The sequence below is a fragment of the Chryseobacterium sp. BIGb0232 genome, assembly GCF_024810195.1.
Lineage (GTDB): Bacteria > Bacteroidota > Bacteroidia > Flavobacteriales > Weeksellaceae > Chryseobacterium > Chryseobacterium pennae.
Window position 1 is genome coordinate 1,143,261 of the sequence record NZ_JANUEH010000001.1, and the last position, 22,711, is coordinate 1,165,971.

The 22,711-nt window shown below is 36.3% G+C and carries 18 protein-coding genes; 10 read left to right on the forward strand and 8 right to left on the reverse strand.

Annotated features, from left to right (window positions below):
- From M2372_RS04930 to M2372_RS04940, 3 genes are read left to right on the forward strand one after another with little or no spacing between them, the layout of a single operon-like run.
- Window positions 1-3,153, forward strand: a complete 3,153-nt coding sequence (locus M2372_RS04930; RefSeq protein ID WP_123318118.1) for an efflux RND transporter permease subunit — start codon at window positions 1-3, stop codon at window positions 3,151-3,153.
- 12 nt (window positions 3,154-3,165) lie between these two features.
- Window positions 3,166-4,248 (forward strand): efflux RND transporter periplasmic adaptor subunit, encoded by a 1,083-nt coding sequence (locus tag M2372_RS04935; protein WP_123318117.1) that lies wholly within the window; start codon window positions 3,166-3,168, stop codon window positions 4,246-4,248.
- Window positions 4,249-4,255: 7 nt separating this feature from the next.
- Entirely contained in the window at window positions 4,256-4,684 is a 429-nt protein-coding gene (locus tag M2372_RS04940) for a hypothetical protein (RefSeq protein ID WP_123318116.1), read from the forward strand.
- 121 nt (window positions 4,685-4,805) lie between these two features.
- Here M2372_RS04940 and M2372_RS04945 read toward each other — a convergent pair whose 3' ends face one another.
- Window positions 4,806-5,054 (reverse strand): NifU family protein, encoded by a 249-nt coding sequence (locus M2372_RS04945; RefSeq protein ID WP_115969269.1) that lies wholly within the window; start codon window positions 5,052-5,054, stop codon window positions 4,806-4,808.
- A 47-nt stretch (window positions 5,055-5,101) separates the two neighbouring features.
- Window positions 5,102-6,208 carry an Mrp/NBP35 family ATP-binding protein gene (locus M2372_RS04950; RefSeq protein WP_123318115.1) on the reverse strand — a complete coding sequence of 369 codons (1,107 nt, stop codon included), beginning with the start codon at window positions 6,206-6,208 and terminating at the stop codon, window positions 5,102-5,104.
- A 150-nt stretch (window positions 6,209-6,358) separates the two neighbouring features.
- On the opposite strand from M2372_RS04950, the gene M2372_RS04955 reads away from it, so the two are divergent.
- On the forward strand, window positions 6,359-6,814 hold the full coding sequence (locus M2372_RS04955) for a hypothetical protein (protein ID WP_123319062.1): 456 nt from the start codon (window positions 6,359-6,361) through the stop codon (window positions 6,812-6,814).
- Between the two features lie 144 nt (window positions 6,815-6,958).
- On the opposite strand, the gene M2372_RS04960 is transcribed toward M2372_RS04955, so the two are convergent.
- The gene (locus M2372_RS04960) at window positions 6,959-9,301 is read right to left on the reverse strand and encodes an outer membrane beta-barrel family protein (RefSeq protein WP_123318114.1); all 2,343 of its coding nucleotides are present in this window, start codon (window positions 9,299-9,301) and stop codon (window positions 6,959-6,961) included.
- A 398-nt stretch (window positions 9,302-9,699) separates the two neighbouring features.
- On the opposite strand from M2372_RS04960, the gene M2372_RS04965 reads away from it, so the two are divergent.
- Window positions 9,700-10,536, forward strand: coding sequence for a discoidin domain-containing protein (locus tag M2372_RS04965; protein WP_123318112.1), 837 nt, complete (start codon window positions 9,700-9,702; stop codon window positions 10,534-10,536).
- Between the two features lie 100 nt (window positions 10,537-10,636).
- On the opposite strand, the gene M2372_RS04970 is transcribed toward M2372_RS04965, so the two are convergent.
- Window positions 10,637-11,359, reverse strand: coding sequence for a phytanoyl-CoA dioxygenase family protein (locus tag M2372_RS04970; RefSeq protein WP_123318111.1), 723 nt, complete (start codon window positions 11,357-11,359; stop codon window positions 10,637-10,639).
- 3 nt (window positions 11,360-11,362) lie between these two features.
- Window positions 11,363-12,613 (reverse strand): dicarboxylate/amino acid:cation symporter, encoded by a 1,251-nt coding sequence (locus M2372_RS04975; protein ID WP_115969252.1) that lies wholly within the window; start codon window positions 12,611-12,613, stop codon window positions 11,363-11,365.
- A gap of 220 nt (window positions 12,614-12,833) precedes the next feature.
- On the opposite strand from M2372_RS04975, the gene M2372_RS04980 reads away from it, so the two are divergent.
- The 4 genes from M2372_RS04980 (at window position 12,834) to M2372_RS04995 (ending at window position 18,787) form a co-directional block, all read left to right on the forward strand.
- The gene (locus M2372_RS04980) at window positions 12,834-13,322 is read left to right on the forward strand and encodes a BON domain-containing protein (RefSeq protein WP_115969250.1); all 489 of its coding nucleotides are present in this window, start codon (window positions 12,834-12,836) and stop codon (window positions 13,320-13,322) included.
- A gap of 10 nt (window positions 13,323-13,332) precedes the next feature.
- On the forward strand, window positions 13,333-13,752 hold the full coding sequence (locus M2372_RS04985) for an SH3 domain-containing protein (protein ID WP_115969248.1): 420 nt from the start codon (window positions 13,333-13,335) through the stop codon (window positions 13,750-13,752).
- 75 nt (window positions 13,753-13,827) lie between these two features.
- A complete protein-coding gene (locus tag M2372_RS04990; RefSeq protein WP_123319061.1) occupies window positions 13,828-16,530 on the forward strand; it encodes an outer membrane beta-barrel protein in 2,703 nt (900 codons plus the stop codon).
- A 397-nt stretch (window positions 16,531-16,927) separates the two neighbouring features.
- Window positions 16,928-18,787 carry a CocE/NonD family hydrolase gene (locus M2372_RS04995; protein ID WP_123318110.1) on the forward strand — a complete coding sequence of 620 codons (1,860 nt, stop codon included), beginning with the start codon at window positions 16,928-16,930 and terminating at the stop codon, window positions 18,785-18,787.
- Window positions 18,788-19,000: 213 nt separating this feature from the next.
- On the opposite strand, the gene M2372_RS05000 is transcribed toward M2372_RS04995, so the two are convergent.
- The 3 genes from M2372_RS05000 to speB all read right to left on the reverse strand — a co-directional run bounded on the left by M2372_RS05000 (window position 19,001) and on the right by speB (window position 21,638).
- Window positions 19,001-19,612 (reverse strand): alpha-ketoglutarate-dependent dioxygenase AlkB, encoded by a 612-nt coding sequence (locus M2372_RS05000; RefSeq protein ID WP_123318109.1) that lies wholly within the window; start codon window positions 19,610-19,612, stop codon window positions 19,001-19,003.
- 253 nt (window positions 19,613-19,865) lie between these two features.
- Entirely contained in the window at window positions 19,866-20,708 is an 843-nt protein-coding gene (locus M2372_RS05005; protein ID WP_115969240.1) for a methylated-DNA--[protein]-cysteine S-methyltransferase, read from the reverse strand.
- Window positions 20,709-20,777: 69 nt separating this feature from the next.
- Window positions 20,778-21,638 (reverse strand): agmatinase, encoded by an 861-nt coding sequence (speB, locus tag M2372_RS05010; protein WP_123318108.1) that lies wholly within the window; start codon window positions 21,636-21,638, stop codon window positions 20,778-20,780.
- Window positions 21,639-21,997: 359 nt separating this feature from the next.
- Here speB and M2372_RS05015 point away from each other — a divergent pair, with 359 nt between their 5' ends.
- Window positions 21,998-22,657, forward strand: coding sequence for an HAD family phosphatase (locus M2372_RS05015; protein ID WP_115969236.1), 660 nt, complete (start codon window positions 21,998-22,000; stop codon window positions 22,655-22,657).
- Window positions 22,658-22,711: the final 54 nt, after the last annotated feature.

Genomic DNA, 22,711 nt, shown 5'->3' on the forward strand with positions numbered 1-22,711 from the left:
ATGAATCTTATAAAGTTTGCATTACGCAGGCCAATATCTGTAATGGTATTGGTATTGGGGCTGTTGTTTTTCGGAATCAAAGCTGCCAAAGAAGTAAAAGTAGATATTCTTCCCGAAATGAATCTTCCCGTAGTATATGTTGCCCACTCCTTTAATGGGTATACTCCACAACAGATGGAAGGATATTTTACCAAAATGTATGTGAATATGCTTTTATTTACCAATGGTATTAAAAGTATTGAATCTAAAAATACCCAGGGACTCACCCTCATGAAAGTTAATTTCTATGAAGGTACCAATATGGGGGAAGCTATTGCACAGATCAATGCGCTTTCTACCCGTTCACAGGTATTTTTACCGCCAGGTGCACCACCTCCTTTTATTATCCGTTTTGATTCTTCATCACAACCTGTAGGACAGCTTGTGTTCAGGAGTACTACAAAAACCAATAATGAGTTACAGGATATTGCCAATTTTAATGCCCGTCCTTTTCTTATTGCCATTCCCGGGCTTACCACTGCTCCACCGTTTGGAGGAAGTCCGCGTACAATTGAGGTGAATGTAGATCCTATCAAACTACGTGCGCATCAATTGTCACCGGAACAGATTGTAGAAGCCATTAGCAGAAATAATATTACTTCCCCATCAGGAAATGTTTATATAGGGGAAACCAATTATCTGACCCCTACCAACAATACAGTAAAAAAGGTTGAAGAACTCGGGGATATTCCTCTGTTTAAAGGTACGGCAGACAATGTTTACGTCAAAGATGTGGCTACTGTTAAAGATGGAGCGGATATCGCCACCGGATATGCCCTGATAGACGGAAAACGTTCCGTATACATCAATATTGCAAAAGCCAGCAATGCATCTACATTGGAAGTAGTGAATAAACTGAAGGAATCCTTACCTAAAATCCAGCGGAATATGCCGGATGATGTGGAAATTTCCTATGAATTCGATCAGTCAGTTTATATTTCAAATGCCTTGAAAAGCTTAGCTGTTGAAGGCATTTTGGGAGCTTTGCTTACTGGATTGATGGTAATGCTTTTCCTTAATGACCGCAGAGCTGCATTGATTGTTATTATGACCATTCCGATTTCAATTATTTCCGGAGTATTATTCCTTAAATTATTCGGACAGTCTATTAATATTATGTCTTTATCCGGGCTTGCTCTCGCGATAGGAATATTAGTGGATGAAAGTACCGTTACTATCGAAAATATCCACCAGCATTTTGCCATGGGAAAAACCCGTGCACAGGCTATTTGGGATGCCTGTAAAGAGATTGCATTTCCAAAACTGCTTATCATGCTTTGTATTCTTGCCGTATTTGCTCCGGCATTTATGATGACTGGTATTCCCGGATCTTTATTTATGCCTTTAGCCATGGCAATAGGTTTTTCGATGATTGTATCTTTTATATTATCTCAAACTTTTGTTCCGGTAATGGCCAACTGGATCATGAAGCACGATCCTAAGACGTGTGAAAATCACAAACCTGATTGGTTCAGCCGTTTCCGTGATCGTTTCACAGGCTTGCTATCTTCTCTGATGCAGCGTAGGAAAATCATTGTAAGTGTAAGTCTTGCAGTAATCTTAGGAATAGGAATCGGACTTTATCAAATCACAGGGAAAGATGTATTGCCTTCTGTTAATTCCAGGCAGTTTCAGGTACGTATAAAAGCAGCGGAGGGAACCCGTATTGAAGTTACAGAACTTAAGATTAAAAAGTTTTTGGAACATCTTAAAAATAAAGTTGGGAAAGACAATATTGCCATTTCTTCCGTATTTATCGGACAGCACCCCTCTACATTCGCGGTAAGCCCTATTTATCTTTATAATGCAGGTCCGCATGAAGCTTTAATGCAGGTTGCTTTAAAAGAATTTAAAGGAAATTCTGATGAACTCAAAGATGAATTACGAAAGTATTACAAAGAAAAAATGCCTGATATTCAGATTTCCTTTGAGCCTATTGAGCTTACCGAAAAAATTCTAAGCCAGGGAACGAATAATCCGGTAGAAATAAGAATCTCAGGAATGATGAAAAAGATGAACCGGATGTATGCAGAAAAACTTTTAACCAAAATAAAAGAAATTGAATACATGCGCGATCAGCAAATCCCTCAATCTATGAACTATCCTGCATTGCAGATCAATATAAACAGGATAAAAGCAGCTCAGTTAGGTCTGGATGCACAGGATATTGCCAAGTCACTGGTGACTGCCACAGCTTCTACTCGTTATACCAATAAAAACTTCTGGGTAGGAGGAATGATGGGAATCGCCTATGATGTACAGGTACAGACTCCTCAGAATATTCTTAACAGCAAAGAGGAACTTGCCAATATTCCATTATCCAAAAATTCAGACAGACCTGTTTTGGGTGATGTGGCTTCTATAACTTCTGCAAAAGAATTGGGAGAAAGTTACAATTTGGGAACGATGGGCTATACAACGGTTATGGCTAATATCCATAAGACAGACCTTGAACAGGCTTCCAAAGATGTACAGAAAGCTATTGAGTCTCTTGGTGAGCTTCCAAAAGGAGTTAATATTGAAGTTTCCGGAATGGCTCCTGTGTTGAATGAAACCATGAGTAGTCTTTCTTCCGGACTTCTTATCGCAGCTGCAGTAATTTTCCTGATGCTTGCCGCTACTTTTCAGTCGTTCCGTGTTTCATTGGTTATTTTAACAACGGTTCCTTTTGTCATTGTAGGATCATTGACATTACTAAAGCTTACAGGTTCTACACTGAACCTTCAGTCTTACATGGGATTAATTATGTCTGTTGGAGTTTCTATTGCCAATGCTGTTCTATTGATAAGCAATGCTGAAACCCTCCGAAAATCGACTGGAAATGCATTGGATGCCGGCATTGAAGCTGCCAAACTTCGTATCCGCCCCATTATTATGACTACTCTGGCTATGGCCGCCGGAATGTTACCAATGGCTATCGGTTTCGGAGAAGGTGGTGATCAGGTATCTCCGTTAGGTCGTGCGGTGATCGGAGGACTTATTTTTTCAACATTTTCTGTTTTAATTATTCTTCCTCTTGTTTTTGGATGGATTCAAAAAAATGCCAGCATTATCTCTCCTTCCTTAGATCCTGAAGATGAAGAAAGTATTCATTATTCTAATTCCAACCCATAATTTTTATACTCAATGAAAACCCTATTATATACCGCTGCTATCCTAACTCTTATGATTATTCCGGCTTCATGCAGCAACGAAAAAACAACACCTCAACAAGAAGCTAAACCCATGATGATGGCTAGTATGGAGACTGTAGCTATTAAAAAAAGCAATCCCAAAGTAGAACTTAAACTTCCAGGAGAACTCGTTCCTGATCAGGAAACTGCATTATTTGCCAAAGTACAGAGCTATGTAAAAAAGATCAATGTTGATATTGGCTCTTATGTAACCGCAGGACAGGTGCTCATAGTTTTGGAAGCTCCGGAAATACAGTCTCAGGCTGCTAATGCCAAAGCGAAATGGCAGGCACAGGAAGCAATCTATGCCTCTACAAAATCAAGTTATAACAGAATGTATAAAGCCAATGAAACAAAAGGAGCCATTGCAAAAGATGCACTGGATCAGATCACCGCCCGTAAACTTTCTGATGAAGCACAGGTGAATGCAGCAAGATCAGCGTATCGTGAACTTCAGGAGATCAATCAATACCTGGTTATCCGCGCTCCTTTTAGCGGAATCATTACAGAAAGAAATGTAGACCTGGGCGCTTATGTAGGTCCAATGGGAGGAACACCTTTAATGGTTATTCAGAATACTTCAAAGCTTCGCCTTAGCTTATCAGTCTCTGAAGCTAATGTTCCTTACCTCAATGTGGGTGATACCATCTCATTCCGGGTCAATGCTATTCCTGAGAAAAATTTTAAAGCTACAATATCCAGGAAATCAGGATCATTAGACCTTAAGCTTCGTTCAGAAAAAATAGAGGCCGATTTTATCAATCATTCCAGAGAATTAAAGCCTTTTATGATGGCAGAATCCATGATTCCTCTACAGAATAAAGAAGCTACATTTTTTATCCCAAGATCTGCTGTGGTAGAGAGTAATATGGGAATTTATATTATTAAAAAAGAGCATGGAAAAGCGAAATTCATTCCGATAAAAAAAGGAAGAGTTCTTAATGATACTATTGAAGTTTTTGGAGAGTTATCCGAAGGAGATCAAATCCTTAAAAAGGCAAACGAAGAAATTACAGAAGGAAGTTTAATTAAATAATATTATCATGAAATTAATGATTAGAAACACATTTTTAATTCTTTTCAGTGCAATAGCTTTATATGCCTGTAGTAAAGAGAAAACAAAAAGTCCGGAAACGGCAACAGTACAGCAACCTCAACCTCAACCTGCAACCTCCGGAAAATATGTAAAAGGCAGTCATGTTCCCAGTGAAACAGTCTGCATGGTTAATAATGCCTATATGGGCAAAAAACAGATTGAAGTTCCCCACAACGGAAAAATGTACTATGGATGCTGTGAAATGTGTGTAAAACGTATTCCATCTGATAAAACAGCCAGAGAAGCTATTGATCCGTACACAGGAAAAACAGTGGATAAAGCTGATGCTTATATTGTTATGATCAGTGATGAAGGTGAAGTAGCTTATTTTGAAAATGAGGAGAATTATAGGAAATTTCTCACTCAGAATTCATAATTATATTTTTAGATTATTTGTGTAAGGCTTGATAATGAATGGTTATCAAGCCTTTTTAAACAGAAACAAAAAAGACAGGCCTTTGTACAAAAGCCTGTCTTTTAATATCTCAGATAGAGTGTTATTCTACGTTGATTACCTTTGCAATTTCCGGAGCATGTTGTTTGATTGTATTTTCCACTCCTAATTTTAAGGTTGAAAAATTCAACGAGCATCCGGAACAGTTACCCAGAAGTTTTACAAAAACCTGATTATCCTTCACATCAATAAGCTCAATGTCACCACCATCTTTATTCAAAAACGGTCTGATGCTTTCCAGAGCTTCCATTACTCTTGTTACTGTATCTTCGTGCGTTATGTTTGTTTCCATATTTTTTCAGTTCAATTCGGTTTTTTCAATTTGATTGAAAGTTATTATTATTTTGCCTTTGGTGAGCATCCTGCCATTGTGGAGATCTTCACAGCTTCTGTTGGAGGAAGGCTTTTGTTTCTTTCTACAAGGCTTTCTACCATTTTTCTTGCTGTTTCAGTATAGATCTCTGAAATTTTAGAACCTTCCTGAAGGGCTGCCGGTCTTCCTACATCTCCTGCTTCTCTGATGCTTTGGATCAGTGGAATCTCTCCCAATACCGGAATTCCAAGATCTTCTGCCAGATATTGCGCTCCCTGGTTCCCAAAGATATAATATTTATTGTCAGGAAGTTCTTCCGGTGTAAAATACGCCATATTTTCGATTAATCCAAGAACCGGAATATTGATGCTTTCCATCTGGAACATCGCAATCCCTTTTCTTACGTCTGCCAAAGCAACGTGTTGAGGTGTACTTACAATCACTGCTCCTGTTACAGGTACTTCCTGAATGATGGATAAATGAATGTCACCTGTTCCCGGAGGAAGGTCAATTAATAAGAAATCCAATTCACCCCATGCAGCATCTCTGATCATCTGGTTTAATGCTTTTGAAGCCATTGGACCTCTCCATACAACCGCTTGGTTAGCTCCGGAGAAATATCCTATAGAAAGCATTTTTACCCCATAATTTTCAACAGGTTTCATCAGGCTTTTTCCATTAACTTCCACAGAAATTGGTTTCTCTCCTTCTGTATCAAACATGGTAGGAACTGATGGTCCGTAGATATCAGCATCCAATAAACCTACTTTAAAGCCCATTTTAGCTAAAGTAACTGCCATATTTGCAGAAACTGTAGATTTTCCTACTCCTCCTTTACCGGAAGCAATAGCTATAATATTTTGAATTCCAGGAATTTGTTTTCCTTTGATCTGACTTTGCTGAATTTCACTAGGTTCCGGAGAAACGATTTTAAGTTTTAAATGAACCTCTTCTCCAAACTCACTGGCAAAAGCCTGCTTCATAGCAGCTTCCAGTTTTTTCTTTTCGTGCATTGCAGGTGAGTGAGCCGTCATGTCAATATAAACATCATTACCCATAACCTGAAAATTACTCACCAAATCGTCTACTTCTATTTCTTTAAGGAAATCCTGAACCTTTTCTTTCGTCAACATATAAATATAAATTGTTTACAAATTTACGTTTTTTTTTGGTAATTTAGAATCAATAAAATCTATAATATCAGGTGATAAATCAGATCGTTAAAAATTTTGTTTATGCCGTTTTTTCATCATGAAAGATCACTTGTCACCAAAACAAAATCTATGAAAACTAAGGCTTACCCATCTAAATATGCATTACCCAAAGAAATCTTTACTGTAGGAAAAACAAGATTCAAATGGTATGATCTGGCTGAAGATCCTGCTGAAGTTTCCTCACAGGATATCCAAAATGCTAAAACGTGTATTGAAAACGCCAATGAAAACTTTCAGAATATCGAAGATCTCGGATTTGTGATTATGCATCGATGTGGAAAAAATTACCTTCTTCTCGTCTGTACCTGGCGAAGTGAAAACGAATTATGGGAAAGCGTCTATTACAACGGAACCGGAAAGTTTGAGATCTGGGACAGAAATAAAACCCATCTTCCTACTTACTGTGTCTGGGAAATGGGCATTGTTTACCATGAGTCCCAGGCATGGAAAAAATACCTGGGAACAGAAAAAAGTGAAAGTGATAAGGAGAAATATCTTAATACTTTATTTGAAGATGAGGTTTGAATTGCAGGGAATCAAGTTATAATAGTTTATTAACGACTGAAATTTTGTTTAACTGAAATATCCAACCTTTAATAATTAATAAAAGGTCAATTAGTTATCGTAAGAGGAAAAGTACTTCCAACCTCCAGCTCCCAGCTTCCAAACTTAATTCGCTCTATTCTTTTCTTCAAAGTTGACATTACGATTTACTCCTTTTATCTTTTTATTTCCGAAAGTATAAGTTGCCGATACAGTAAGTCTTCTGGCATCATAATAATTATTGAAATAATGAGATCCTGTGGTATAGTAAATCTCTCCTTTACTTCTTGACTGTTTAAAAATATCTGAAACAATCACATTAATCTGCAAGTTTTTATCCATCAGATTCATTTTTACCCCCGTAGTAAAATTCCCTACAAAATCCCAACGAATATTTCCAGAGTTGGAAGGAAGGCGGAACCAATAGTTTAAAATCAGCTGAACGGTTTTCCCTTGATTCAACGAGAGGTTATTCTGAAAATCAAAATCATAGCTATATCCTTTTTTAGAAGATGCATCTGTTGTAAAAACATTCATATCCGTATAAGATAAATCCGCAGAGTAATTAGCTTCCCAACGTTTGAAAAATGTATCGGAATAATTGATTGTAGCTCCTATACTGTTTTGAGTATAGTAATTAAAAAAAGTACTTGTCCTGCTTTCCCCTGAAAGACTTGCCAATTGCCCAAACCCATCCAGCGTTTTCTGAAAATAAAGTGTGGTTGACAGTTTCCCCTTATACACATGAGAAAATTCAAAATTGTGATTAACAGAGGGCTGCAAAAAAGGATTCCCTGTGAAATAAGAATTAATATTGATATACCAACGATACGGATTGATTGCACGGAAGCCAGGTCTGTTGATCCTTTTCGAATAATTCACACTAAATGTGTTATTTTCATCACTTTTATAGCTTATATAAGCGGTTGGAAAAAATTTACCATAAGAACTTTCTGACTGCTGACCGGAAGTCAGAGAGTTTCCATTGACTGTAGAATATTCATACCGAAGTCCCAATTTTGCTGACCATTTTTCATTAAAGGATTTTTCAAGGCTGAAATAAGCAGCATAGTTTTTCTCATTGTACTTAAACTCATTGCTCTTCAAAACATCAGTCACATAATTTCCATCCTCCAGATTTTGGTAGAAAATACTTGAATTGTTATCAAAATTGGTGAACTTGATCCCAGCTTCTGCTTTAGCAAACTCATAGGGTAAAGTAAGATCTGCCTGCCCGGAATAAATTTTATAATCTACCACTGATGGTGATTTTACAATAAACTGATCTCCGGAATTTTCTATTGTCGTAAAATCAATGATAGTCTTGGGAATATTGGAGAAATAGTTCCCTGTAATACTTAGTTTATTATCCTGTTTCCCAAACTTAACATCATAATAGGCACTTATTGTCTGCTGGGTAGATTTCCCTCTATGTTCAGCATAGGTAGAGAGTGTATTGGTATAATTATCATTTTGAAAATAATCTGATGTGTTTTCGATATCCATATTAGAGTGCCCCACTCCATAATCATAGATAAACCCTATATTGGACTTCTTTCCTAACTGATAATCAATACTTAGATTAGCTCCTAATCCATCTCCAAAATCCTTTCTGTCATCATGACTTTTAAGTCCCTCCGTTCCGGTCATTCTATAATTCTCAAAAGAATGTTTTTGGTATTTACTTTGTCTTAATTTTAATGAAGACCGAAGCTTTTCATTTTGATAATTAATGGTTACGCTGTTTGAAAATCCTGAATAAGTCTGTTGTTGAAAACCCGTTGTAAAACTTCCATTCCAGCCCAGATTTTGATTTTTCTTCAGCACAATATTGATGAGACCACTGTTTCCCTGAGCTTCATATTTTGCAGGCGGCGCTGTAATCACCTCAATTTTTTCTATATTTTCTGATCTCAAACTTTTAAGATAGGTCACAAGTTCGGCTGAAGACAAGTTCAGAATTCGTTCATTAATCATAATGGCAACTCCACTTTTTCCGGCAATAGAAACTCCGGCATTCTCATCAACTTTCACCAATGGTGTTGTAGCTAGTGCATCTGCACCATCCATTCCCTGAGAAGCAACTGAACTCGCCACATTAAAAACCAGCCTGTCTGCTTTTCTTTCAATCAGCTTTTTTCTGGCAGTAAGAGTTACTCCTTCAATCTGCTTTTCTTTTTTCTCATCAATAAAAAAATCCTGCTTCACATCTCCTTTTACCGTTACAGATGCATTCGAAACTTCATTTCCATCCTGAATAAGTTTTATAGTGTAATTTCCGTCTTCAGAAAGCTTCAGAGCATAATTTCCTTTTTCATCAGAAATAGCGGTCTGCTTTTTCTGATCCTTTATAGCTATCACTTCAATATAGGAAGCAGCTTTTCCAGTTTGTGTAATCTTCCCTGCAATAGTCTGAGAAAAAAGAGCTGCCGGTAGCAGAACAACTGCTGAAAGTAAAATCTTCTTCATGTAATTTGATAATCATGGTTTTATATAAGACAATTGGGAATTGAATTTTATTACATGTTAAGAGGAAAGGAAGCTGGAGGCTGGAAGTGGGAAATGGGAAGTTATTGAAGCCCGACTACAAATGACATTTTTTTTAATAAGGTTTTTTAAGCTTATTAATTATAATCAACAGACTACAAGCTATCTCTTACTTGAAAATACTTCCAGCTTCCCTCTCCCAGCTTTCAACCCACTTTTCTTTCAAAACTTATCAATCAATAAACTGCAAGTTATTACTAACCTGACAGTACCTCCAGCCTCCCTCTCCCTAGCTTCCAGCTCCCTCTTTCTCAATTTCACCCCCTCTTTTCTCATATTTGGTACTGTACTTGATTTATACCCGTTCATAATATCAAAACATGAAAAAAGGGCTGCTTGCATTGTCTTTATTGATGACTCAAATTATTAATGCACAAAATTCTTCTCAGCAAACTAATCCTTCAGCAGAAACTAAAGATCACATCTCTTCTTTTCAGGAGGATATTGCTTCTCCGGTTATTAAAGCAGACAGACTCTTTGATTTTTCTACCAGAGTTGAGATCACTCCACAGAGTCCCGGGGATAAAATCTATTATATGACCATTGATGCCAATGATGTCAACAAAAAAAAGAAATTCACAACTTACAAGAAGCCTTTCTCCATCAGCAGAACTACACAGGTTCAGGCCTATGCAGAAAAGAAAAGAGAAAAAAGTCCAATAGTCACAGCAAATTTCAACAGAAGACCTAATTATTGGGAAGTAACTCTCCTTTCAAAAGTTGATCCTCAATATACAGCTACAGGAAAATTTGCTTTAATCGATGGGATCAGAGGTGATATAGACTGGAAAAAAGGAGACTGGCAGGGATATCTGGGACAGAATTTTGAAACTATCATCGATTTTCAGTCACCTCAGCAACTCACTCAAATATCCTCCACCTACCTTCAGGATAACAAATCATTGATCCTTATGCCTAAAAAAGTGGAATATTATGCCTCTATGAATGCTAAAGATTTTATTCTCCTGGATACCATCGAAAATGATATTGATCCTAAAGATGAAAAAGTTCAGACCAAAGACTTTACTACTGAAATTCTTCCTACTGAAGCAAGATATCTTAAAGTAAAGGCTTATTATTCTGGGAAAATTCCCGGATGGCATCAGAAAACCGGTAGAGAAACGTATATCTTTGTTGATGAAATTTCTGTACAATAATAAGAATAGTTGGAGATGAAGGTTCATTCAAAAGAGTTCACTTCAGCTTTTCAATCCAAAAATAAAGCCCTTCGAAAAGTTCGCAGGGCTTTATTTTTTATCAATTCATTCTTTCTGCCCATTGCAGGACTTCCGGGAGCTCCATGTCAGAAAATTCTATATGAATAACTCTTCTTTTCTTTCCATTGGTAGTTCTGTTTGATCCATGAAGAGTAAGAGGTTTCATAAGCATCACGCCACCTTTTTCTACCTTACAGATTTCTTCGGTTTCCACATTCCAGTCTATCGTTTCCGGCCTGTAAATTCCTTTAACATGAGATTGAGTAATCACTTTTAAGGCCCCATTATTTTCATCAGTCTCATCCAGATGGATTCTAATCGTATAAATATTCTCTAAAATATTCAATGGAGGCTGTACAGCAAACTGGTTCTGCTTTGTGGTCCATGGACCAAAACCAGACAATTCCAGTTTTTTATCTACAGAAATGGTGAGATCCTGATGATAAGCAACATACCAGTTAGAGGTTTCCGGCTTATCAAAATAGATACTTTTCACTACAAAATATTTTTCACCAAAAATTTCATTGATGATTTTCCTGATATTCTCATTAAAGATGAGGTCTTTAACTTCCGGAATTTCTTTTAAAAACTGTCTTATTGCAAATAAGTCTTCTGATTTCCTGAAGTTCTCTTTTGAAGTATCTATATTGTCCAGAACATGGATAATCTGAGCAATCTCTGCATCAGAAAATACTTCATTAATAACTGAAAAGCCATATTTTTCAATATGGCTTTTATATGATGATAAGTTTATTAAACTCATTATTTAAATTTTGTCTAAAGGTTCGGTTAGCTGCCCTTCCCATTTCGATACTGCTGATGTAGCCAATGTATTTCCTAATACGTTTGTCATACTTCTTCCCATATCACAGAAGTGGTCAATTGGTAAGATCAATGCAATTCCTTCCGGTGGAATTCCAAACATTGAACAGGTCGCAACAATAATTACCAAGGAAGCTCTCGGTACTCCTGCAATTCCTTTTGAGGTAAGCATCAGTACTAAAAGCATGGTGATTTGTTGTCCGATGGTCATCTCTACTCCGTAAATCTGAGCAATAAAAATCGAAGCAAATGTCATATACATCATACTACCATCCAGATTAAAGGAATATCCTAAAGGAAGAATGAAAGATACTACTCTGCTGTTACACCCGAATTTCTCAAGTTCTTCTACCAATTTCGGGAATACGGCTTCTGAACTGGTTGTAGAGAAGGCAATCAATAATGGTTCTTTAATTCTCTTTAATAAATCAAACAGTCTGTTTCCTAAGATAAAATACCCTACCAATAAAAGAACCAGCCAAAGTATACCCAATGCAAAGAAGAAGTCTCTCAGGTAGATCGCATATACTTTAAAGATTTCAAAACCATTGGTAGCTACCACAGCAGCAATAGCTCCCAATACTCCCAGAGGAGCAAACCACATGATATATCCTACCATTTTAAGGATACCATGAGCCATGATATCAAAAAGCTTTACTACCGGTTTAGAGTATTCTTCTCCTAGATTAGCTAAAGCAACTCCGAACATAATCGCAAATACTACAATCTGCAATACTTCATTGGTTGCAAAGGCTTCAAATAAACTTTTAGGAATCATATGCTTTACAAAATCTTCTAATGAAAAACTTTTACTGCTTTTCAAAAGATCTTCTGCTGAAGCAACGTCCTGAACGGGTAGTTTGGTTACATGTCCCGGCTCCAGCCAGTTAACAAGTATCAACCCGATAAAAAGGGAAACCAAAGAAGCGGAAATAAACCAAAGCATTGCTTTTGTTCCTACTCTTCCGATCATTTTGATGTCACTCATTTTAGCAATTCCTACCACAAGTGTAGTAAATACCAAAGGTGCAATAATCATCTGTACCAGTCTGATGAAAACCGTTCCCAATAATTTTATGTTCTTGGAAAAAGGTTCTGCGCTTTCCGGATACTTTACATGTACAAGTCCTCCAATTCCTACTCCCAGGATAAGCGCGATGATAATTGCTATAAAAAGTTTATTCTGTCCTTTCATATATATAGTTCAATTTGCGCAAATATAATGGTTTTTGAATTGGCAGAATATTTTATTCTCATCACCTTAAGGCCGTATTAAGTTTTCGAAACATAAAAATTAAAACGCTGGTTCATAAAATATTGTAAAAAATTTAAGAAACATTTATTGAATTTTTATTCTTTTGGTACAAATTTTATTATTACATTTGATTGTATAACAACATTAATAAATATACAATATGAAAAAAACTATCGCAATGGCTGCATTAGCTGTAGCTGTATCTTTCGGGGCAGTTTCTTGTAAGAAAAAAGTTTCTGATGCCGAACTTCAGACTCAGGCTACAACTGTGGTAACTTCTAATCCCAATGCTTCCGTTGAAGTAAAAGAAGGCGTGGCTCACTTAAGCGGAACTTTCGCAGACCAACAGTCTAAAGACGCTATGATTGCACAATTAAAAGCAATTAAAGGAGTAAAAGAAGTAATGGATATGTCTAAAGTTGAAGTAACTCCAGCTCCGGCACCTGTTGAAACTAAATCTGCTGTAGATCCTGTAGTTCAGAAAAAAGTTCAGGATGCAGTAAAAGATTTCCCTACAGTAAAAGTTGAAGTTATCAATAACGAGCTTACCCTTACAGGAAACGTTTCTCAGGAACAAGCTAAAAAAATCAAGCAGTCTGTTGACGCTTTAAAAGTTGGTAAAGTTAAGTTTAACTACACAGTAAAATAATTAAATTAAGATGAGTACATTACAAGATAAATATTCAAGCGTAGTTTCAGCAGCTCAGTCTGCCGGGATTTCAAACTTACAGGTTCAGGAACAGGATGGAATTTTATATGTTTCCGGAGATGCTTCCAATACAGCTGCAAAAGACGCAGTTTGGAATGCTTTAGGAGCTATTGATTCTACTTATTCTGCTTCAGATATCAATATTGATGTACAGGTTGCAGGTCTTACTTCAGGAGCTTCTCTTACTGTTGCTACAGAAGATTCTAACCTGAACATCAGACAGGAGCCTTCTACTGAAGCTGCCGTAGTAGGTAAAGCTGCAAAAGGTTCTGCTGTAACTTTAATTGAGCAGACTTCTGATGACTGGTGGAAAGTAAAAAATGCTGACGGTCAGGAAGGATATGCCTATTCAAGATATTTAAAAGCATAAAATATTTTTTAAAATATTCACAAGGAACATCCCTATATTGGGATGTTTTTTTATTTTTACGCTTTGGAAAGCTCAATGAAGAAAATCTTATTATTCGTGTTTTTGGTGTGTAATTTTCTAATTATATACGCTCAAAGACTACATATTGATGGAAAAGTAACCGATCCGGAAAAAAAACCTGTAGAAAATGCTACCATATATCTGCTAAAGGCTAAAGACTCCACTATTCTCAATTATACAGCTACCAATAAGGAAGGAAAATTCTCATTACAGACTGATGAGGTAAAAGAACCCTCCTTTTTAAAAATTGATACTGAAAAATTCTCTTATTCAAAAGCACTTGAAAAAATTGAGCAGTCATTATCCCTGGGCGATATAGAGCTTGAGAAAAAGAAAGTAATAAATCTTGATGAGGTAAAGATCACTGTTTCTCCGGTGAAAATAAAAAATGACACCATAGAATTCAATGCTTCTGCCCTTAAAGTACGTCCAGACAGTCAAATTGATGAGCTTTTGAAACAGATTCCGGGAGTAGAAATTGGCAATGACGGAAAAATAACGGTGAACGGGAAAGCCGTAGACCAGATTATGGTGAATGGCAAACCATTTTTTGATAAGGATGGAAAGACAGCACTACAGAACCTTCCCGCAGATATCATAAAAAATGTCCAATTTACCACCACTAAAACTAAGGAAGAGGAACTGACCAAAAGGGCTCCGAAATCTCAGAATACTACCATTAATTTCAATATTGATGAGAAGAAAAACAAAGGCCTTATTTCAAAAATATTGGCCGGTTATGGTTCTGATAAACGGTATGAAGGGAATGTTTTTTTAAATTATTTTAAAGGAGATACCAAAATCAGTGCTTTGGCTTCCGCCAATAATATCAATTCAAAGAGCAGTTCAGGAGATCAGATCTTTGATACAATGGGACGTAGCGCCCAGCAGGGAGGTGGAATACAAAAGTTCAGCAGCTTTGGACTGAATTATAATGACAAACTTGGAAGGGATGCCAATCTAGACAACCTCAGCCTGCAATATACAGATTCTAACAATGAGACCCGTTCCAAAGCTTCAAAGACAACACTTCTTCCGGATGCTACTCTAAAAACCGATTCTGAAAGCAGCAATGAAAATGAATCAAGGCAATATAATTTCAACAGTTCTGTAGGAATAAAACTGGATTCGTTAACTAACATTTACATAGCGCCTTCATTTTCAAAATCAGAAACGTTCAGTTCAGGGCAATCCATATCTTCAACATTAAAGGATGATAAACTTTTGAATGAAAGTAAAAACAATACTCAAACCAAAGGCGAGACCAATACTTTCAGTCCCAATATCAATTTTTTCAAAAACTTTAAGAAAAAGAACAGGTCAATGATGGCCATGATCAACACTTCTATTACAGAATCTAACAATGAAAATATCAATCAGTCACTGAATACATTTTATAAGGATGCCGTTATGAGTACCGATAACCGTAACCAGTTACAAAAGAACCGTTCTCAGGATAATAACTATAGCTTTATGGCCAGATATACGGAACCTATATCAGATTCTGCAACTATAGGTATCAGCCTTCAATACAACTCAAAATTAACCAGAAATATAATAGATTTCAATGATTTTGATCCTGCTACAGGGCAATATTCTCAATATAACACCCGTCTTTCCAACAGTATGGATCAAAGAATCAATCAATTTTCTCCTGAGCTATCCTATTATCTCTACAAAAAGAAATTCGGTCTCTGGGCTACAGTAAATGTTGATATTTCAGATATGAATGTAAACTCAGTTTTTAACGGGCAACTGTATAATCTTCAGAAAAATTTTCTCCTTCCTAAGTATTCAACCAATTTCCGATATTCTTTTACGGATCGTCAGTCGTTGATTATCTCCAACTCTTCCAGTTTCACAATTCCTGATTCCGGAAAGCTTATTCCCTATAAGGATGAATCTGATCCTTTAGTTACAAATACCGGAAATCCGGATCTTAAAAACACCTGGATCAATGAAACCAGCCTTTCTTTTAACAGTTATAACATAATCAAAAATCTTAATTATCATATTACCGCCGCGTTTACTTATAGAAATAATGATGTAATCAATTATTCCAAATATGATAGTTCCGGCAGGCAGATTATTACCTACAGTAATATCAGCGGGAATAAAAACTTTAGTTTGGGTATGGGGCTTACCAAAACATTTAAATGGAATGATCATAAACTCAGAATCGCTCCAAGGTTCAGCATGAATTACAATTATAATAATGGATTCATCAATGGTGAGTCATTTACCAGCAGAGCCTACAATTTTAATCCGGGTCTTAATCTGAATTATGAAATCAAAGATATATTTACTATAAAACCTTCCTATAGCCTTGGATATAGCTTTTCAAATTATACCAACTATAATGTAAATACAGTAAACACAACCAATCAGTCTTTAAAGGTTGAAGTAACCAATTATCTGTTTCAAAAGGCTTTTTTCATAGGTAATGATTTTTCCTACAATACGAATTCAAATATTGCTCCCGGATTCAAAAAAGATTTCTATTTCTGGAATGCCAGTGTGGGATATTCCTTCTACAATAAACAGCTGACAGCAAAAATAAAGGTCTATGATGTTCTAAATCAAAATCAAAGTGTAAAAAGAACCATCACAGATTCTTATTTCGAAGACCGTGAAGACCTGATTCTAAAACGTTATATCATGTTTTCTATTAGTATGAAGATTAATAAGTTTGCAGGTAAAAAACCGAAAAAAAAATAAACACCATACTTTTATATACTCTCAATCAATGGCCGGGAATTTTTCCGGCTTTTTTGTACGCTTTTTTAACTACAAAAGTTTTGGACACTAAAGTTATTTTAAATGACTACTAAATGTTTGAGAAGTATATTTAAGCTTCCGAAAATCTACGATTTTCACCATAATTTCAATTGAAGACGTAAACATTCCCCTCCAGTGGAGGGGGTGGCGAAAATTCAAAGAATTTTTGACGGGGTGGTTCTACCTGCATCTTACCCTTCTTCCTCCACAAAACTTCCTTTTACAAATTCCACAACCCACAGTAAAAAATCAAAACAAAATAACTTTTAAAGGAAGATTCATCTGAGAAAATACCGTGAAAGTATTTTTATTTTTAAATTAGCCCCAAATTTTACTTATGAAGACCCATATTTCACTTGTATTCATTCTTCTTTTCATTCTTGGAAAGGCTCAGAATACGGAAAAAAAAGACAATTTCGTTAAAGATAACTTTACCAAAAAGGAGTTTTATATTCCCATGCGTGATGGTGTAAAGCTCTTCACTGCAGTTTATATTCCTAAGGATATTTCAAACAAAAACAAATATCCGTTTCTGATGCAGAGAACCTGCTACAGCATTGCTCCTTACGGTGAAAATGAATATAAAACCAAAGTGGGTCCTAACACCTACCTGATGAAAGACAAATACATTTTTGTATATCAGGATGTCCGTGGAAGATATATGAGTGAAGGTACTTTTACCAATATGACTCCACAGGTGGAACGTAAAACAAAGAAAGATGTAGACGAAAGTACAGACACCTATGATACTATCGAATGGCTTTTGAAAAACGTTAAAGATAACAATGGTAAAGCAGGACAGTTCGGAACTTCTTATCCTGGATTTTATACCGCTGTAGGAACATTAGCACAGCACCCAGCACTGGTTGCTTCTTCTCCACAAGCTCCGATTTCTGATTTCTGGAATGATGATTTCCTTCACAACGGAAGATTTATGCTTGGTTATTTCAGAACATTTCCTGTCTTTGGAGTTCAGAAAACAAAACCGGAACAGAAAGGATGGTATATGGATTCTTTCATCAAGCAAACTTCTGAGGATGGCCTAAAATTCTACAGAGATATGGGAACCCTTAAAGATGGCTATGAAAAATATTATAAAGATAATTTCTTCATGACAGAAATTATGAATCATACCAACTATGATGAATTCTGGCAAAAAAGAGGCCTTCTTCCTCATCTTAAAAATATCAATCATGCGGTAATGACCGTTGGTGGCTGGTTTGATTCAGAAGATCTTGCCGGACCTTTAAATATCTACAAAACAATTGAAAAGACAAGCCCAAAAGCTAAGAACACGATTGTAATGGGACCTTTCTCTCATGGTGGATGGTCTCAGGAACAGGGTAAACATTTCCACAGTGAAACTTATTTTGGAGACAGTATTGCCACCTATTACCAGAAAAACGTAGAAACAAAATTTTTCAGCCACTATCTGAAAGGAAATACCAAAGAGGATGCAGGACTTCCGGAAGCATTAATGTATGACACCGGAGCAAAACAATGGAAAGAATTCGCTTCTTACCCTCCTAAAAATGCTCAGAAAGTAAATTTCTATCTTTCTGATAAAACATTGAAAAAAGCATCAGGACAAGGGTATTCAGAGTATTACAGTGATCCTAATAATCCTGTTTTAAGTTCTGATCATTTAAAAGACTTCAATGGATTTACTCCTAAAAACTATATGTCGGAAGATCAAAGATTTGCAGTTGGAAGGCCTGATGTATTGACGTTTACAACGGATGTTCTAACGGAAGATATTGCCTTTGCTGGCGAGATTATGGCAAAACTTAATATTTCTTCATCTTCTACAGACGCAGACTTTGCAGTAAAACTGATTGATGTTTATCCTGAAGATTTCAAACCCACAGAAAAGAAAGACGGTGTAATTTATGGAAACTATCACCAGATGGTAAGAAGCGAAATTATGCCTGCGAGATTCAGAAATACTAAAGAAAAAGGAGAAGCTTTGGTTCCTGACCAGAAAACAGCAGTGAACTTCAGACTTCAGGATGTGGTTCATACCTTCAAAAAAGGCCACAAAATCCAGATTCAGATCAGCAGCACATGGTTCCCGCTTTTTGCTTTGAATCCTCAGAAATTTATGGATAATCCGAATTTTGCTTCTAAGGAAGATTACACTAAAGCATTTATTAAAGTGTATGGTGATAGCTCTATTGAAGCTGATGTATTGAAATAAATTGAAAAAGCTGTTCGGATGAACAGCTTTTTTTGTCATTTATCTCTCGCGGATTTTATTGATGATGCAGCCTTGTCAAGGTTTAAAACCTTGACAAGGCTATTTAGATTAATTAAATAAACTTTGAGGTATTTTTTAACCACGGATGGCACAGTTTTTCACAGATGATGGTGTTATAAATCTGCGTGATTTACGTAATCTGCGAGATTCTTTTTATTCTTCAATCGTTCTGAAAGTAAGGTTTACTCTTGGGGTTTTCACTTTCGTTGTAGGAGGAAGTCTGTGAAGCCAGTGATCCTGGGTTGTGCCTTTCATAATCAGTAAGCTTCCGTTTTCCAGGAATATTTCAACCTTTTCTTTGGTAGTTTTATGCTTAAATAAAAATTTTCTTTCGGCTCCGAAGGTCATGGAAGCAATGGCTCCATGTTTTTTCAAATCGGTTTCACCATCACTGTGATAAGCCATTCCTTCGCTTCCGTCATGGTACAAATTGAGCAGACAGGAATTGTAGGTTTCATCTGAAACTTCTTCACATTTCTCTTTTAATTTCAATAACTCAGGAGTCCAGGGTTTTGCATATTTTGTTCTGTTGGAGTAGGTATATTCAAATGCTTTTTCTCCAAACCAGGCCACTTTTCGTTTGGTGAGAATCAGTTTTCCGAAAATTACTGCCTCATCATGTTCCCATGGAATCTGGTTGAAAAGATAGTCATAATACCTATCAGACTCTTCTTTTGAGAAGACTTTCCCATAGTATAAGACGGTTCCGTTATGTGGTAAGAGACTTAAAGGATAATCTGGTGTTTCATCGAACAGGCTGAGCATTGTTTTTGTTTTGATAATACAAATTACGTAATGTTTTGGAAATAACTGGAAGTTAGTATTAAAACCACCCCGTCAAAAATTCTTTGAATTTTCGCCACCCCTCCAGAGGATGGGAATGTATAGTCCTTTAACTGAGGTATTGGTAAAAATCGGAGATTTTCAAGGGCTTTAGTGAACTTCACAAACAGTTAGTAGTAACTTAGAAATAATTTAAGCATCTAAAAACTTTTGTGACTTTGTGGTCTAAAATATTTTATGAATAAAGCTGTGAACTTTCCCAACCCACAATCATCTGCTTTCTATCACTTCCCCATCGGTAACCACCAAGATGTCCTGTAGACTGAATAACACGGTGACAAGGGATGAGAAATGCCACAGGATTACTGCCTATTGCCGTTCCTACAGCTCTTGATGCTTTAGGATTTCCAATTTTTTCTGCAAGATTGCCATACGTAGACAGTTTTCCCATAGGAATTGTCAATAGGCTTTCCCAAACCTTCAACTGGAAATCGGTTCCTTTTAAGTGAAGTTTAATGGTATTGAGCTTTGTCCAGTCTTTATCGAATATAGACAATGCGTTTTTCTGAAGCTGATCTTGTTTTTCAAAAAAAGAAGCATTAGGAAATTTATGTTGCAAATTCCCTAATGCTGTTTCTTTATCGTTTTCAAAAGCCATATAGCAAATTCCTTTTTCTGTAGAAGCTACCAGAATATTTCCAAACGGACTCTCTGAAAAACTATAATTGATGACAAGACTTTTTCCCCCGTTTTTATATTCTGCCGGAGACATTCCTTCTATTTTTACAAACATATCGTGTAATCTGCTTGTACTGGAAAGTCCGGTTTCGTAAGCGGTATCAAAAATACTTGCTTTTTCTTCCTTCAATAAATTTTTAGCATGTTCAAGACTGATGAACTGTAAAAATTTTTTCGGACTTGTTCCTGCCCAATCCGTAAAGATCTTCTGAAAATGGGCCGGACTTAAGTGAATATTCTCTGCCACTTCCTCCAAACTTGGCTGAAGCCTGAAATTGCTCTGGATATACTCTATCGCTTTAGCAATTCTGTTATAATCGATTTGATTCTGTGTGGACATTTTGTATTGTTTTTACCTCACAAATTTCCAAAGAATATACGGCAGAAAAAATCCGATTCTTGCGGAATATTAGTTATCGTTGTTATAAATATCGTTATAAGCAAGCATCTTATAATATAATTTAGCCGCAAGGAAAGCGGTTGGCTTAGCCATTGGAGAATCCATTAACTCTACAATATCAAATGCCACTACATTACATTTTTCAAATACTTTTCTTAATAATTCTAATGTTGGATACCATTGTAATCCACCCGGTTCAGGAGTTCCTGTAGATGGAGCAATAGAAGGATCAAAGGCATCAAGGTCAATCGTAATATATACGTTTCCTGAAACTTTTTCCAATACATCATTCACCCAGTTTTCGTTATTAGCAATCTCGTGAGCAAAGAATACTCTTCCTTCCGGCAAATACTGAGTTTCTTCAGCATCCATAGAACGGATTCCCACCTGTACTAAGTTATGTTTCTGGTTAGCTTCAAACACAGCACAAGCGTGATTAGAAGTAGAACCGTGGAACTCAGGACGTAAATCTGTGTGAGCATCCAATTGAAGAACGGTAAGGTTTTCAAATTTTTCTCCTACTGCACGGATAGAACCGATAGAAACAGAGTGCTCACCACCAAATAAAGTGAATACTTTCCCTTCATTATTCAAAAGCTCTTTTGTTTTCTGATAAACAGCTTCTGTCATTGCTTCAGGAGTAGAATTTTCAGAAACTTCTCCAGCTAGATACACTCCCTGAAGATAAGGTTCAGTTTGTGTTTCAATGTCATAAAGCTCCATATTTTCAGAAGCGTCTAAGAATAATTCAGGACCTTTATCAGCTCCTTTTCCCCATGTTGAAGTTCCGTCATAAGGAACAGTTACCAACATTACTTTCGAATTCTCTAACGTTGCGTTTTCCTCGGGAATTCCTGCGTATGTTCTCATGCTTTATTTTAAAATTTTAATGTTGTAATTGATGACAAAGATACGAAGAGTTTGTGAATGATGGTTCTGGTTACATCTGAACTACAGATAATTTTTCAGTAAGGAAGCTGGAAGTTATGAAAGCCTTAAGAAGAGTTTGAACTGTATTTTAATTAACATTTTTACCCCATTATCATACCCATACTGAAACTTTGCTCATAATAACTTCCAGCCTCCAGCTTCCCGCTTCCACCTCATTGCCCTCTATTTCTTATTCCAAACTCAGATTAGTTAAGAGCAGATGTTTTAATTTACAATCCTTCGTTTCATTAACTTTCCCTTTTCAACACAATTTCCTATTTTTGTGAAAAACTTAGAATATGTCTTTAAAAGCTGTTCTTTTCGATATGGATGGGGTAATTGTAGACACAGAACCATTGCATAGAAAAGCCTATTTCAAAACGTTTGATGAATTGGAAATTGCAGTTTCCGAAGATTTATACACTTCTTTTACCGGGGCATCAACCAAAAGAGTCTCTGAAACTCTGATCAAGGAATTTAATTTACATCAGACTTACGAATCTATTGCAGACATCAAAAGGTCTCATTTTAAAGATTATTTTTATAATGATGATGAGTTTGACCTTATTCCCGGCGTAAGAAACCTGATCCAACATTATCATGAAAACGGTATTAAGCTTATTTTAGCTTCTTCTGCTACCATGACGACTATCAATATGGTATTTGAAAAATTTGGGCTTGAGCAATATTTCAGTGGAAAGATCAGTGGTGCCGATTTAAAGGAATCCAAACCTCATCCTGAAGTTTTTCTACTAGCTGCTGAAATGGCAGGTGAACCTGTTGAAAACTGTATGGTGATTGAAGATTCTACGAATGGTATTCTTGCTGCCCACAGAGCTAAGATATTCTGTACAGCTTACAGAAGTCCACATTCAAAAAATCAGGATTATACTTTAGCTGATACGGTGGTTTCTGATTATGAAGACCTTGTACTGGATAAGATTTCAAAATATTTTTAAATAAAAAGCTCTCAGAAAATCTGAGAGCTTTTGTTTTATTCTGAGATTGCTTCG